General features: G+C 65.1%; 12 protein-coding genes. 5 read left to right on the plus strand and 7 right to left on the minus strand.

Translation table 11 applies throughout. The features are described from left to right. Positions 1-121 precede the first annotated feature (121 nt). Positions 122-547 carry a CBS domain-containing protein gene (locus QA645_RS31285; protein WP_254129868.1) on the minus strand — a complete coding sequence of 142 codons (426 nt, stop codon included), beginning with the start codon at positions 545-547 and terminating at the stop codon, positions 122-124. A 37-nt stretch (positions 548-584) separates the two neighbouring features. Continuing rightward, positions 585-1,418 carry a universal stress protein gene (locus QA645_RS31290; protein WP_283045145.1) on the minus strand — a complete coding sequence of 278 codons (834 nt, stop codon included), beginning with the start codon at positions 1,416-1,418 and terminating at the stop codon, positions 585-587. A gap of 202 nt (positions 1,419-1,620) precedes the next feature. Between QA645_RS31290 and fixL the strand changes: the two genes are divergently transcribed. The 4 genes from fixL to QA645_RS31310 all read left to right on the plus strand — a co-directional run bounded on the left by fixL (position 1,621) and on the right by QA645_RS31310 (position 5,442). Continuing rightward, positions 1,621-3,138 carry a sensor protein FixL gene (gene fixL / locus QA645_RS31295; protein WP_283045146.1) on the plus strand — a complete coding sequence of 506 codons (1,518 nt, stop codon included), beginning with the start codon at positions 1,621-1,623 and terminating at the stop codon, positions 3,136-3,138. Positions 3,139-3,141: 3 nt separating this feature from the next. Further along, positions 3,142-3,759, plus strand: a complete 618-nt coding sequence (gene fixJ, locus QA645_RS31300; protein ID WP_254129866.1) for a response regulator FixJ — start codon at positions 3,142-3,144, stop codon at positions 3,757-3,759. Between the two features lie 73 nt (positions 3,760-3,832). Continuing rightward, positions 3,833-4,252, plus strand: a complete 420-nt coding sequence (locus QA645_RS31305; protein WP_283045147.1) for a response regulator — start codon at positions 3,833-3,835, stop codon at positions 4,250-4,252. A gap of 479 nt (positions 4,253-4,731) precedes the next feature. After that, positions 4,732-5,442, plus strand: a complete 711-nt coding sequence (locus tag QA645_RS31310) for a helix-turn-helix domain-containing protein (RefSeq protein WP_283045148.1) — start codon at positions 4,732-4,734, stop codon at positions 5,440-5,442. 39 nt (positions 5,443-5,481) lie between these two features. Here QA645_RS31310 and QA645_RS31315 read toward each other — a convergent pair whose 3' ends face one another. Genes QA645_RS31315 through QA645_RS31330 form a run of 4 tightly spaced genes read right to left on the minus strand, consistent with a single transcriptional unit; the run spans position 5,482 to position 11,387 of the window. After that, positions 5,482-6,792 carry an MFS transporter gene (locus QA645_RS31315; protein WP_283045149.1) on the minus strand — a complete coding sequence of 437 codons (1,311 nt, stop codon included), beginning with the start codon at positions 6,790-6,792 and terminating at the stop codon, positions 5,482-5,484. A gap of 23 nt (positions 6,793-6,815) precedes the next feature. After that, on the minus strand, positions 6,816-7,337 hold the full coding sequence (locus QA645_RS31320; protein WP_254129862.1) for a PRC-barrel domain-containing protein: 522 nt from the start codon (positions 7,335-7,337) through the stop codon (positions 6,816-6,818). Positions 7,338-7,359: 22 nt separating this feature from the next. Continuing rightward, positions 7,360-9,564, minus strand: coding sequence for an amylo-alpha-1,6-glucosidase (locus QA645_RS31325; protein WP_283045150.1), 2,205 nt, complete (start codon positions 9,562-9,564; stop codon positions 7,360-7,362). 59 nt (positions 9,565-9,623) lie between these two features. Beyond that, positions 9,624-11,387, minus strand: coding sequence for an ABC transporter ATP-binding protein (locus QA645_RS31330; protein ID WP_283045151.1), 1,764 nt, complete (start codon positions 11,385-11,387; stop codon positions 9,624-9,626). Between the two features lie 274 nt (positions 11,388-11,661). Between QA645_RS31330 and QA645_RS31335 the strand changes: the two genes are divergently transcribed. After that, positions 11,662-12,732, plus strand: a complete 1,071-nt coding sequence (locus tag QA645_RS31335; RefSeq protein ID WP_254129859.1) for a glycosyltransferase family 4 protein — start codon at positions 11,662-11,664, stop codon at positions 12,730-12,732. A 173-nt stretch (positions 12,733-12,905) separates the two neighbouring features. Here the strand turns inward: QA645_RS31335 and QA645_RS31340 are convergent, their stop codons facing one another. Next, positions 12,906-14,837, minus strand: coding sequence for an alkyl sulfatase dimerization domain-containing protein (locus QA645_RS31340; protein WP_283045152.1), 1,932 nt, complete (start codon positions 14,835-14,837; stop codon positions 12,906-12,908). Positions 14,838-14,956: the final 119 nt, after the last annotated feature.

A 14,956-nucleotide genomic window follows, 5' to 3' on the forward strand; every position in this document is an offset into this window, starting at 1 on the left:
GGCAGACTCGCTTGGGTGAGGGGTATGCTCCTCAGAAGCAGTCTCTCCGAGGATAGAGACCCCTCATCCGGCGCTTCGCGCCACCTTCTCCCGCAAGGGGAGAAGGGAAGAAGCACCGCTATCACTCGCTCGCGGTCGCCTTCAGTGCCGCGATGACGTCCTCGCGCGCGATGATTCCGACCAGCTTTTGTGTGCCGTCGAGCACGATGATGCTGCGGATGCGGTGCTCGACCATGATCTGGAGCACGCGCGTCAGGCGCGTGTCGGGGCTGACATAGATGAACTCGGGCGTCATGACGTCACCGACCTTGCGGCTCATCAGGTCGTGATAGCGCGGCAGCATCTGGCTCGGCGTGAAGGCAAAGCACTTCAGGATGTCGAATTTGGTGACGATGCCGACGATTTGCCCGTCGTCCTCGACCGGATAGGAGTTGAAATCGTCCCGCTCGAACATCTCGCTGAGCGCAAGCAGATCATGGTCGCGCTGCACCGTCCTGACGTTCCGGGTCATGTAGCCGCTGGCGGTCTGCTCAAGGAATTTGTACACGGCGCATCCTCATCGATTGTGTCTGTGTGCGAGGCCGTCAGTGCGACAGCAGCACGCAGCGGGCGGTTTGCGTGACCAGAGATTGAGTGACGCCGCCGAGAATCAGCTCGCGGAAGCGGGAATGACCGTACGCGCCGGCGACGATCAGGCCGGCACCGACATCGCCGGCAACCCGCTCCAATTGCACGGCAGCGGTTTCGTTCCCCGTGGCTTCGGGGACGCGCGCTGTCGCGGTGACGCCGTGGCGGGCAAGCCAGGCGGCAACATCGCCCACACGCGCCATCGCTGCCGACCGGTCGTCGCCCTCTTCCGGAATCTCGACGATGGCGACGTCCTTCGCCTTGCGCAGCAACGGCAGCGCATCGGCCACCGCCCGCCGCGACTCGGGCGTGTCCTTCCAGGCCACCAGCACGCTGCGCAGATCGAGCCAGTCGATCCGGTCGGGCACGAACAGCAGCGGCCGGCCGGCCTGCATCACCAGATCCCTGGGGCTTACCAGCGAAAAGGCATCGGAGAAGACCGGACTCTGCCCGCCGCTGACGATGAGGTCGGCGCAGCGCGCCTGCGCCAGGACGTATCGTGCCGGAAAATCCGTGGCGCTGCGCCATTCGACGCGCGCACCGCGCGTGCTGGTCGCGCCGCGGAATTCCGCCTCCAGATCGGCCAGGCACCGCTTGACGGAATCCTCCTCCTCATCGAGCAGGCGCTGGGCCTCGGCACCATCGGTGAAAAAAAGCGGCGGCGCGAACTTTGCCGCGGCGACCCCGACGAGTGCGGCCCCGAATCGCTCGGCGAGCTCGCCCGCGACCCGAAGGCGCGGCTCGTTCGGCTGATCGAGCGCGAGGCTGACCATCACGGTGGCATATGTCATGGGAGTCTCCGAACCAAATCGATTGGCGCGAAATCTAGCCTCGCCGGCGCGGAGCAAGATGAGATAGATCAAATCGCCCCACGCGATTCAGCGGCAAATCCGCCAATGGAATCAGACATCCGAACTTGCTTCGGAGCCGCCCTTGGGCGAAATTGTCGAGACGTTCGCAACACCTCGTCACGCAACAGAATGGAGCCCTTGCTTGTCGCCGACCCGCGTGACGCATCCGCCAGACGATCATCGCGGCGAGCATTTCCGGGTCCGGATCGAGGGGTTCGGCGTTGGTACCTGGGATCTCGACCTCACGACGCGCGAGCTGGAATGGTCGGAAACCGCGCGGATGCTGCTCGGCGTCGAGCGCGGCAGACCTGCGAGCTACGACCTGTTCCTCTCGCGTCTCGCGCCCGACGACCGCGCGCGCGTCGAGACCGCGATCAAACAGGTCTCCGAGCATGGCGGCGGCTTCGACGTCTCTTTCCGGATCGCCGGCACCTCCGACCGGGGCAAATGGATCAGGGCCCGCGCCGGCCTGATCAGGGATGAGGTCGGCCTCGCGCGCCATCTCAGCGGCATCTTCCTCGACATCGACGAGGAGAAGCAGGTCGAGGAAGCGCTGCGCACGCGCGAGACCCACCTCCGCTCCATCCTGCATACCATTCCCGACGCCATGATCGTCATCGACGGTCGCGGCATCATGCAGCTGTTCTCGACCGCCGCCGAGCGCCTGTTCGGCTGGTCCGAGCAGGAGGCGATCGGCCAGAACGTCAGCATCCTGATGCCGGAGCCGGACCGCACCCGCCACGACAGCTACATCGCGCGTTATCGCTCGACCAACGATCCGCACATCATCGGCATCGGCCGCATCGTCACCGGCAAACGTCGCGACGGCACCACCTTCCCGATGCACCTGTCGATCGGCGAGATGCAGTCCGGCGGCGAACCCTATTTCACCGGCTTCGTCCGCGACCTCACCGAGCATCAGAAGACCCAGGCTCGGCTGCAGGAATTGCAGTCCGAGCTCGTCCACGTCTCGCGGCTGACGGCGATGGGCGAGATGGCCTCCGCGCTCGCCCACGAGATCAACCAGCCCTTGGCGGCGATCAGCAATTACATGAAGGGATCGCGGCGGCTGCTCGCCGGCAGCACCGATCCCAACACTGCGAAGATTGAGAGCGCGCTGGACCGCGCCTCGGAACAGGCGCTGCGTGCCGGCCAGATCATCCGTCGCCTGCGCGACTTCGTCTCCCGCGGCGAATCCGAGAAGCGGGTCGAGCGCCTGTCGAAGCTGATCGAGGAAGCCGGCGCGCTCGGCCTTGCCGGCGCGCGCGAGCAGAGCGTGGAGCTGCGCTTCAATCTCGATCCCGGCGCCGACCTCGTCCTCGCCGACCGGGTGCAGATCCAGCAGGTGCTGGTCAATCTGTTCCGCAACGCCCTGGAAGCGATGGCGCAGTCGTCGCGGCGCGAACTCGTTGTGACGAACAAGCGCGTCGATGACGACATGATCGAGGTCGAGGTGTCGGACTCCGGCTCCGGCTTCCAGGACGACGTCATTCCAAACCTGTTTCAGACCTTCTTCACCACCAAAGAGACCGGCATGGGCGTGGGATTGTCGATCAGCCGCTCGATCATCGAAGCTCACGGCGGCCGCATGGTGGCCGAGAGCAACGCATCGGACGGCGCGACATTCCGCTTCACCCTGCCGGCAGCCGACGAGACCTGAGCCATGACGACCAAGGGACATGTTTACGTCATCGACGACGACGAGGCGATGCGGGACTCGCTGAACTTCCTGCTGGACTCGTCCGGCTTCGGCGTCACGCTGTTCGACAACGCGCAAAGCTTTCTCGACGCCCTGCCCGGTCTCGCCTTCGGCTGCGTCGTCTCCGACATCAGGATGCCGGGCCTCGACGGGATCGAGCTGCTGAAGCGGATGAAGGCACAGAGCTCGCCGTTTCCGATCCTGATCATGACCGGCCACGGCGACGTGCCGCTCGCGGTGGAGGCGATGAAGTTAGGGGCCGTCGACTTCCTGGAAAAGCCGTTCGAGGACGACCGTCTCACCACCATGATCGAGACCGCGATCCGCCAGGCGGAGCCTGCCGCCAAGAACGAGGCCATTGCCCACGACATCGCCGCCCGCGTCGCCTCGCTGAGTCCGCGGGAGCGACAGGTGATGGAAGGGCTGGTCGCCGGCCTCTCCAACAAGCTGATCGCCCGCGACTACGACATCAGCCCGCGCACCATCGAGGTGTACCGCGCCAATGTCATGACCAAGATGCAGGCGGGTAGCCTGTCGGAGCTGGTGCGGCTGGCGATGCGCGCCGGCATGCTGAAGGATTGAGGCAAACCGGCTTGAGACAGGCCCGGTTGAGCTAAGTCAAAACGGGCGGGCCCGGCTGTGCTAGCCAGGTGGGATGATCGAGATCGTCTCGCACCAGCAGCGGCCAATGGCACCATCCGCACAGCCCATCGTCTACGTGGTCGACGATGACGACGCCGTGCTGGGATCGCTGCGCTTCCTGCTGGAAACCGACGGCTTTGCGGTGCGGACCTTCCGGAACGCCACCGCGCTGCTCAACGCGACGAGCCCGCCCGGCGCCGACTGCTACGTCATCGACTACAAGATGCCCGATATCAACGGCATCGAGCTGGCCTGCCGCTTGCGCCAGTCCGACGGCGACACCCCGGTGATCCTGATCACCGGCTATCCCGACGGCAACATCTCGGCCCGGGCTGCAGCGGCAGGCGTGAAAGACGTGATCTTGAAGCCGCTTCTCGACGAAAACCTGGTCAAACGCATTCGCCATGCCATCCAGAACAGACGCGGAAACTAGGCATAGCCTTAGAACGCGCTCCGATACTGCGAGAGCTCGCTGTGGGGACCGTAAATCCACATCGGCTCGCCGCACTCGCTTGGACCGTGGTCGGTCGTGCAGGCCGCGCTCCATGGCGGAGCTGCGACCTGGCGGCCTTCGATCGGATTTGAATGCAAACGGCCGGCGACGGTGTCGATTCGCGGCCGGGCTGTCCTTGCCGTGGCCAGCGACGGCAGCAGCAACAAGGCGGCCAGAAGTGGGATAAATCTCGCTGTCATCGGGCATCTCCGCTGGCGTGAACGCTTCCGATGACATGACTTGCCCTGGAGACCAGATATTTCCCGGACACCGAAGTGTGAAGATCCGGGTATCCCCGGCTCTGCGGGGGCCCCGACCTACGGGATTCTACGTAAGGGGCTCCCCTTAAGATATCTCGCGAAATTTTCGAAGCACCCGATACCGCGTACCAAGGCGTCATCACAACGGAGATGGCGCAGATGCTGACCGAGACGCTCAACACCCAGGCGATCAACACGCAAATTCGCGGCAAGATTGCACCTGCACATTCCCCTGCCCGTCCCGCGTCCGACCAGTTCGGTGCGATCACCGGTCATGTCGGCCTGGTCGCTACCGAGTTCTGCTACCGCAAGGACGAGGAGATCTACGGCGAGGACGAGCCGGCGGAATATGTCTACCAGGTCGTCTCCGGCGCGGTCCGCACCTACAAGCTGCTCTCCGACGGCCGCCGCCAGATCGGCGCCTTCCACCTTCCCGGCGACGTGTTCGGCCTCGAATCCGGCGCCAGCCACCGCCTCGCCGCCGAAGCCATCATCGACACCAATGTGCGCCTGGTGAAGCGGGCGAGCCTCGAGAAGGCCGCCGGCACCGACGTGCAGGTTGCCCGCAAGCTCTGGGCCATGACGGCCGGCGAGTTGCGCCATGCCGAAGACCACATGCTGCTGCTCGGCCGCAAGACCGCGATGGAGCGGGTTGCGACCTTCCTGCTGGAAATGGATCGTCGCCTCGCCGTTGCCGGCATGATGGCGCTGCCGATGTGCCGCCGCGACATCGGCGACTATCTCGGCCTGACGCTCGAAACCGTGTCGCGCGCGCTGTCGCAGCTTCACGCCCAGGGTATTTTGGGATTTTCCGGCGCCCGCCAGATCGTGCTGCGCAACCGCCAGCGCCTGCACAATCTCGACGCCTGATCGTCTTCTCTTCCCCCACTTGTGGCCGGCTGATCGCGTTCAGCCGGCCATTTCTTTGGCCGCGATGCCCGTGCGCCGGGTCTCCGGCATCACGAACAGGATCAGCAACAGCCCTGTCGCCGCGATGCTCGCCAGCCCGAAGAACGCGGTGGCATTGCCGAACTGGTCGCTGACATAGCCGCCGAGCGCGGTGCTCAAGGACGCGCCGATGCCGGTTGCCGTGCCGACAATGCCCTGCGCCAGATTGAAGTGCCCGCTGCCGAAGGCGACGTCGGCCACGATCAGCGGGATCATCACCGCAAACACCGCCGCGGTGAAACCGTCGAACACCTGCACCAGCACCAGCAGATACGGATCGCGCACGGTCGCGAACAGCAGGCCGCGGATCGTCAGCGCGCCGAACCCGATCAGCAGCAGCGGCCGCCGGCCCCAGAGCTGCGCCTTGCGCCCGACCGTCGGGGACAACAACGCAACGATCGCCTGGGGCACGACAATGCAGAAGGCAACGAGCACCGTCGCCCATTGGCTCGACCGCGCCGTCACCGCGCTCGCCATCAGCGGCATCATCGAGGCGTTGGCGAGCTGCAACAGCAGGACGCTGAGCGCGAAGACGATCAGCGGCTTCTGCCGGATCAGGTGCCAGATATTGGTGTCGCCCGGAACCGGCGCCTCACGCGGCATCTCGCCGTGGCAGCGCGCGATATCGACTTCCTCCTCGCGAATGCGCGACAGCGCGATCAGGGTCGGGATCGCGAGCAGGAAGGTGACGAGGAACACCGATCGGCTGGAGAGAAGATATCCGGCGGTCCCCATCACCGCGGCGGCGACGCCGTTGCCGAGCGAGGCAAAGCGCGCGTTGCGGCCGAGCCGCTCGCCGATCTTGAGTGGACCGACCAGACCAAGGCTGATCGCCGCGATCGCAGGCCCCAGCACGCAGCTCGCCGCGGCGTGCAGCGTGGCGGCGGCCACCACCACGGGAAAGATCGGCATCGCCGCATAGGCGAGCGCACAGCAGCCGATGGTCACGATCGCGAGCGCCGCGACCAGCCGCTCGGATTTCGCGGCATCGATGATGGCGCCGCCCGGCATCTGCCCGATCAGCGCGACGATGCCGCCGATCGACAGCACGAAGCCGATCTCGACCTGCGTCCATTTCTGCGTGGTCAGGTAGACGGCGATGAAGGGCCCGAAACCGGTCTGCACGTCGGCGAGGAAGAAGATGAACCAGTCGAGGCCGCGCAGGCTCCGGCGCGACGGCTCCGGAATGGCCGCAAGGACGGGTGCGGCGACGTTGTCGTGTTCAACGCGTCCCTCGCGATCTGCATGGTTCGGCTTCCTGGACAACAGCACAGGTGGTCAGCCCTCCCCCCTCCTCATTGGATGGCTTGCAGCGGCTGAAGGCTGCCGGACGCGCCGAGCACGACCATCGGCGTGTCCTCCTTGTATTCCGGCGCGGCCGCGACCTGCGCCTTGGTCAATTCCAGCGTAATGCTGTCCTTCTTGTTGACGATCTTGCCGAACCGCATCGCGTTCCAATCCACCACGATCTTGCGGCTGCCGACGCCGAGGAAGCCGCCGAAGTCGATCACGGCGGCGCGCACATGGCCGGTGAGATCGACGATGACGTCGACGATATGGCCCATGTCCTCATCCGCAGCACTGCGCACGTCACGGCCGAGCACGCCGTGGGCGTCGCTGGCGCCGATGATCGTCACCGACGGCGGCGGCGCCGCATCCTTCGGCGTGACGGGCACCACCGAAGCCGGCGGCTGCGCCGTCGGCGGTGCATTCGCCTCGGTCGCGGCCGCGGGCGGATCTTCCGCGGCGCGCGATACCGCAACCGTCAATCCCGCGACGATCGCGGCGCTCAAGGCCAACCATCCGGCGCTACGCATGAACCCTCCTTGCCGCGGCTCGCTAGCGCGCCAGCACGATCGACACCTGGATCTGGCCGCGCGTGCGCAACACTTCCAGCGCCACGTCGTGACCGTGGCGGATAACCCGCAGATCGACGCTGGACTCCCCGAGCTGAAGATCGTGCAGGATGACCTCGTTCAGGAACGGCGGCAGATGCGGATTGCGCAGGCGAATCTCGCCGCGCGCGACATCGAACTCGATGCCGAGCGCCGCCTCCAGCAGCGTGAACGGCGTTGCGCTGGCCCAGGCCTGCGGGGCGCAGGCGACCGGATACAGCGTCGGGCCGCGCCGCTTCTCGCGGCGGAAGCCGCAGAACAGCTCCGGCAGCCGTCGCAAATCCATATAGGTTGCGGCATCGAACAGGCCCTTGAACACATGTGCGACCGAGTGCTTGAGCCCGTAATGGGCGAGCCCAAGCGCGATCAGCGCATTGTCGTGCGGCCAGATCGATCCGTCGTGATAGGACATCGGGTTGTAGCGCACCTCACCGCGCGCGACGGTACGGATGCCCCAGCCCGAGAAGAAGTGCGGCCGCATCAGATCGGCAGCCACAAGACGGGCGCGGTCCTCGCGGATCATGCCGCTGAACAGCACCTGCCCGGCATTCGAGGTGCGGACCTCGCATCGCCGCTTCTTGCCGTCGAGCGCAAGTGCGTAGGTTCCGAGATCCTCGCACCAGAACGCCTCCTCGAAACGCTCGGCGAGCGCCTTGGCCTCCGCCTCGAGCTTCCCGGCGATATCAGGCTTGCCGAGCCGCAGCGCGCATCGCGCGGCGAGCTGCTTTGCGGCGTAGACATAGCCCTGCACCTCGGCGAGCGCGATGTTGCCCTCCGCGAGCTTGCCGTCGGCATGGAAGATCGCGTCGAAGGAATCCTTCCAGCCCTGGTTGGCGAGCCCCTTCTCGGTCGCGCGCTGGTATTCGACAAAGCCGTCCTGGTCGGGGTCGCCGGGGCCGTCGATCCAGGCGAGCCCGGCCTCGATCGCGGGCCACAGCTCGGTCAACGTCTTCTCGTCGCCGGTGCGCTCGAAATAACGTCCGGCGAGCAGGACGAACAAAGCGGTCGAATCCACGCTGCCGTAATATTGCGAGAACGGCACCTCGCGCAGCGCCGCCATCTCGCCGCCGCGCATCTCGTGCAGGATCTTTCCCGGCGCAGCGTCAGCGAGCGGATCGACGGCCTTGGCCTGGAAATGCGCCAGCCGCCGCAGCACGCCCTTGGCCACCCGCGGATCGACCCACAGCATCTGCAGCGCGGTGATCAATCCATCGCGGCCGAACGTCGTCGAGTACCAGGGAATGCCGGCATAGGGGTAGCGCCCCTGCGGCGTCTCCGTCATCAGCATGTTGAGGTCGGCCATGGCCTGGCACAGCACCTCGTTGAAGATGTTGTTGGATGTCTCGATGCTGGCCGCGCCGACCGTCGACTGCCGCATCTCGCGGCGATGCGCCAGCAGGCCCCTGAAGAAGCGCGCCGGCTTCTCCGCGATCGGACGGTTGCAGGATACGGCGACGAACAGCGACTTGGACTCATGCGGATCCAGCTCGAGCTGCCAGGTCGCCGCATTGACCGAGAGCCGTGTCGGACGCGGATCGAAATGGAGCCCCGTGGTCCGCTCGGCTTCGTCGAGACCGCGATATTCGAACAGGACGTCGGTCGGCCCGAGCAGCTTGCTGGTGCCGGTGCCGCGGCGCGGCCGCCGCTCGCCGCGCACCTCGAACAGATCGGCAAAATCGTTATCGAACAGCAGCGTCAGCTCGAAACTGGCGCGCTGCTCGCCGTGGTTCTGCAGCCCGATGCGCTGATACGCCGTGCCGCGCCACAGGAAGATCGTGCGCACGATGTGCAGCAGGTCCTTCTGCAGGACAATGCGACCCTGGCGATAGATGTCGGGATTCGTCAGGTCGACCGTCAATCCCGAATTGTCGTCGCGCAGGTTCGAGCCGAGCAGGAGCGGCTGGAGATCATCCAGCACGAGCTCCAGTCGCGCCAGATAGCGCGTGTCATGGTTGAACAGGCCATCCGGCCCGCCGGCCGACGCGCCGATGTCGCCATGGCTGTCCAGCACGATGAACGTATCGTCGTGCTTGAGCGAGCGACGGGGCCGCGCGGCGGGCCCCGTCATCGGAATGTAGAACGCTTGCTCCGCGACGGTCTCCATCGTCTGCGATGCCGGGACGATCTTGGTTGCGGCTTCGGCTGCCATGAGCTGCTCCCCTGCGGCCTGTGTTTCGAACGCGACCAACGCAAACGCAACTGTTGGGTTTACGCGGCGAACTTCGCCAGCCGGCTCATTTCCTGCGTCACCAGTTCACGGTACGGACCGTGGCCCTGCATCAACCGGTCGGGCGCGCCGTCTTCGATGATCTTGCCGTGCTTGAGCACGATCACCCGGTCGAAATTGCGCAGCGTCGCAAGGCGATGCGCGATCGCGATCACGGTGCGGCCCCGCATCAGGCGCGCCAGCGCCTCGCGGATTGCCTCCTCCGACTCGCTGTCGAGCGCCGCAGTCGCCTCGTCGAGCAGCAGGATCGGCGCGTCCTTGACGAAGGCGCGCGCGATCGCGATACGCTGGCGCTGGCCGCCGGACATCTTCACACCGCGGTCGCCGACCATGGTGTCGAGCCCGTCCGGCAGGCTGTCGATGAAATCGCAGCGCGCGGCAATCGCCGCCCGCAGCACCTCGTCGTCGGTCGCGTTGGGACGGCCGTAACGGATGTTCTCGCGGATCGAGCGGTGGAACAGGGAAATGTCCTGCGGCACCACCGAGATCGCCTCGCGCAGACTCTGCTGCGTCACCATGGAAATGTCCTGGCCGTCGACGGTCACACTGCCCTCGTCCACATCGTAGAAACGTTGCAGCAGCGTGAAAAGGGTCGACTTGCCGCCGCCGGACTGGCCGACCAGGCCGACGCGCTGGCCGGGCTGCAGCCGCAGGCTGAAGCGTTCGAAGATCTTCTCCGCGCCGGGATAGCCGAAGGTGACATTGTTGTACGCGATCGCAGCGCCGCTCTTGACCAGCGGTTCGGCCTCGGGGTGATCCTTCAGTTCATGCGGCGTCAGCAGCGTGGCGATCGCCTCGGTCAGGCGCGCGACATGCTGCGTGACGTCGACCAGCGCCACCGCGAGATCGCGCGTCGCACTCAGGATGGAAATGCCGAGGGTGCAGACCAGCACGACGTCGCCGGTGGTCGCCTCGCCCTGCTGCCAGAGCGTGACCGCCCAAGCCATCAGCGCGACGGTCAGAAGCACGGTCACGGCTGCGTGGAACAACCGCAGCTTCTCCAGATAACGCAGGCTACGCCCGCGCGCATTGACTTCCCGGTTCACTGTGGCATCGAACCGCTCATGCTCGTGGCCGATGCCGCAGAAGGCACGCACAAGCGGCATGTTGCTGATGACGTCGATCATCTCGCCATCGACGGCGGCCGCCTTGTCGGCGAAGTCGTCATGCAAAGGTTTGCCGGCCGCGGCCAGACGGAACATGGCGATCACCATGCCGCCGGCGATCACGATCAGGCCCGCGGCCATATAAGGGCTCACGGTTCCAATCAGCATGATTGCCGCAATTGTGGCAATGCACGGCGGCAACACATTCCAGACGAACATGTTCTCGACGGTGAACACGGCGTTGGATGTGGCGGTAATGCGGCTGGTCAGCATGCCTGGCATGCGGTCCGAGAAGTAGCTCGGCGCGTGTCCGGTCAGATGACGAAATATGTCACGGCGTAAGTCGCCCGTGACACGCACGAAGGTGAAGCTCGCTGTCCAACTCGCGATCCGCCACAGGAAGTTGTCGGCGGCGATCAGCGACATGAGCAGAATGAATGCCAGCCATACGCTTCCGCCATGAGAGGTTCCCGCGGACAAGGCGTCGACAAGCGATTTGACGCCATACTGCGTGCCTACCGAGCAGGCAACGGCTGCAACGACGGCGCCAAGGATCACCAGATGTGACGCCAATCGACGCCGTAGATAGCGCAAGACAAAGGCAAATGGCCTGCGCGCATATCCAGAGAGATGATCCATTCGCTGCGACCCCGTCGTGATGGTTTCAATTTTTCTCTTAGCCGATTGAACATCGACCGCTTCGCCTCGGTTCCCGGGCGAAACCATCACGACATGCGGATGCGGACGATGTGAGATGAGGTGATGGCATCATCGCGGCCACGCTGCAGTGTGTCGAAGAAGTAACGTTCGGGAGAAGGAACTTCGCAAATGCGAGAACGTTCCCTCCCCGGCATGCCGGTGCCGAACTCGGCAGGGGCTTAAACTTCCATGATCGCACAAAGGAGATGGTGAGATGCGCATCGCGCAGGTAGCTCCGTTGACGGAGGCTGTTCCACCCAAGCTGTATGGCGGCACCGAGCGGGTGGTGCATTGGTTGACGGAAGAGTTGGTTGCCCTTGGTCACGACGTCACATTGTTCGCCAGCGGCGACTCGCAGACGTCGGCGAAGCTGGACGCATTATGGCCGCGGGCGCTTCGCCTCGACGGTTCCGTGCGCGATCCCAACGCGCTGCACATGGTGCTCCTGGAGCGCGTGCGGCAAAAATGTGACGACGAGGAGTTCGACTTCCTCCACTTCCATCTCGACTATTACCCGTGGTCGCTGTTCCACCGGCAGCCGACGCCGTTCGTCACCACGCTGCATGGCCGGCTCGATCTGCCGGAGCATCAGCCTGTCTTCAACACATTCTCCAAAATGCCTGTCATCTCGATCTCGAACGCTCAGCGCCGGCCGGTGCCGCAGGCGAACTGGGTGACGACGATCCACCATGGCCTGCCGGAGACCCTGCTGACGCCGAAGCCGGCGAAGCAGGAATATCTCGCCGTGCTCGGCCGCATCGCGCCGGAGAAGGGCGTCGATCGCGCCATCAAGATCGCGATGCATTGCGGTATCCCGCTGAAGATCGCGGCCAAGGTCGATCGTGCCGATCAGGACTATTACGACGAGCTGATCAAGCCGATGATCGTCAACAACCCGCTGGTGGATTTCATCGGCGAGATCAGCGATCACGAGAAGTCCGATTTCCTCAGCGGCGCGCTCGGCCTGCTGTTGCCGATCGACTGGCCGGAACCGTTCGGCCTTGTCATGATCGAGGCCATGGCCTGCGGCACGCCGGTCGTCGCGTTCAACCGAGGCTCGGTGCCGGAGATCATCGACGAGGGGCTCACCGGCTTCGTGGTCGAGGACATCCTCAGCGCCGCCGGCGTCGTCAACCGCCTCGCGCAGCTCGACCGCACCGCCATCCGCAAGCAGTTCGAGAAGCGCTTTACGGCACGGCGCATGGCACTCGACTATCTCGCCGCCTATCGCAGCCTGACCGAGGCCACCGCGCCGCGGATCAAGCTGGTGAGCAGCGCGGAGTAGCTAGCGACATCCACAGCTGTCGTCCCGGACAAGCGAAGCGCAGATCCGGGACCCATACGCCGCAGCAATAGTTTGGCGAAGACTCGGAGTGACCAGTCTCGCGCCAAACTTCTCTCTGGGGTTATGGGTCCCGGCCTGCGCCGGGACGACACCGAGATTGTTGTGACAGATCGCTACCCCACCACCGCCCGCTTCGGCTCCACGATCTCGAACATCCGCGGGAATTCATCCATCAATCCCATCAGCTCGGCGAGCTTCATCGGGTTGCCCGACAGCTTGACCTTGCCGGCCGCGACTGCTTCCGGAAAGCTCGTCAGCTTCGCGATCACCTCATCCAGCGTGGCCCGCGCCAGCGTGAAGCTGGCATCGGCGTTGTCGGCCTGCACGCCTTCCGTATAGGTCAGCGCGCAGTTTTCGAGATTGAGCACGAAGGTCTCGCCGGTATCCGAGAAATTCCAGTTCAGCACGATATGCTTGCCCTCCGCCTTCGGGCCGTTGAGGCGGATGCCGAGCACGTCCCAGAGCTGTGAGGTCCGCAGCGCGGCCAGCGTCTCGCGCGGCATCGGTGCGCGCGGCGGCGTCTTCGGCATGCCCTGCCGCAATTCCTGGGCACCGAACAGATAGGCGTTGCGCCAGGTCGAGCTCTCGGCGGCATAGCCGAGCTGCTCCAGCGTATCGGCCAGCAATGCGCGCGCGGCCTGATTGTCCGGCTCGGCGAAGACGAGATGGCCGAGCGCCTGCGCCACGAAGCGGAATTCGCCCTTGTCAAAATCCGCAGCAGCGCGCGTCAGGATCGCGTCGGCCCCGCCCATGTACTCGACATATTTCTTGCCCGACTCGACCGGCGGCAGCGGATCGAGATTGACCGGGTTGGCGTCGTACCAGCCGAGATATTTCTGGTAGATCGCCTTCACGTTATGGCGGATATGGCCGTAATAGCCGCGGCCGTGCCATGCGCCTTCGAGACTCTTCGGCAGCTGGATCGCCTCGGCGATCTCCGCCGCGTTCAGCCCGTGGTTCATCAGCCGGATGGTCTGGTCATGCGCGAATTTGTAGAGGTCGCGCTGCTCGCGGATCATGGTGTCGATGCGCTCGCGTCCCCACACCGGCCAGTGATGCTGGCCGCACATCGCTTCGGCCCTGCCGCCCCACAACTGCAGCGCCTCGTTGAGATATTTCGACCACGCCAGCGCATCGCGCACGTCGGCGCCGCGGAACGGCAGCAGATTGTGGAAATTGTGCGTGCAGTTCTCGGCGAGGTTCAAGAGCTTGTAGCGCGGGAGGAAGAAGTGCATCTCCGCCGGCGCTTCGCTGTTCGGCGCCATCTGGAATTCGAATTCGACACCGTCGATGACGCGCTTGTCGCCGGTCGCCATGATCAGGTCGGTCGGCCGCAGCAGCGCGACCGCCCCCGCTGCCATGGTCTTACCGAGGCCGCAATCGACCTGCCCGCGCACGCCCTTGGCGAGGAACGGCCCGAACTGGTATTGCGCCCGCCGCAGCATCGCCGGTCCGGCGATGATGTTCTCGGAGACGGCGTGCTCCATGAACAGGTTCGGCGCGATGATCGGCACGCGCCCTGTCGCCAGCGCATCCTCTTCCAGCACACCGCGCGCGCCACCCCAGTGGTCGGTATGGGTGTGGGTGAAAATGATGGCCGCGACCGGCTTCAGGCCGCGGTGCTTGTAGTAGAGATCGAGCGCGGCGCGCGCGCCTTCGATCGAGGTCAGGGTATCCACCACGATGACGCCGCTGTCGCCCTCGATGAGCGTCATGTTGGCGATGTCGAGCCCGCGCACCTGGTAGACGCCGGGCACGACCTCGAACAGGCCGTGCTGCATATTGAGCCGCGACTGCCGCCAGAGGCTCGGGTTGACCGTCGGCGGCGCCTGCTCGGCGGACAGGAAGCCATAGGGCTCGAGGCTCCAGACCGTCCGCCCCTGCGGGTTTGTAATCTTCGCGTTGTCGATCGTGCCGAGAAAGCCGCGCGCAGCGTCGTCGAAATCCCGTGTGTCGGAAAACGGCAGCGCATTCAGCATCGCCGATTGCTGCGCAATGACGGACGGCGTTGCGTCCTTCGGCTCATTGCTGGAAATCTCGGTCATTTTTATCCTCCCGGCCTGATGCGCGGCATCTAACCGCATCTCGCGGTCGATTGCCATCGGCAGGAGTCTGTGCAGCGGCAAGGAACGTGCACTCTTCCTTCTCCCCTTGGGGGAGAGGG

The organism is Bradyrhizobium sp. CIAT3101, from assembly GCF_029714945.1.
Classification (GTDB): domain Bacteria; phylum Pseudomonadota; class Alphaproteobacteria; order Rhizobiales; family Xanthobacteraceae; genus Bradyrhizobium.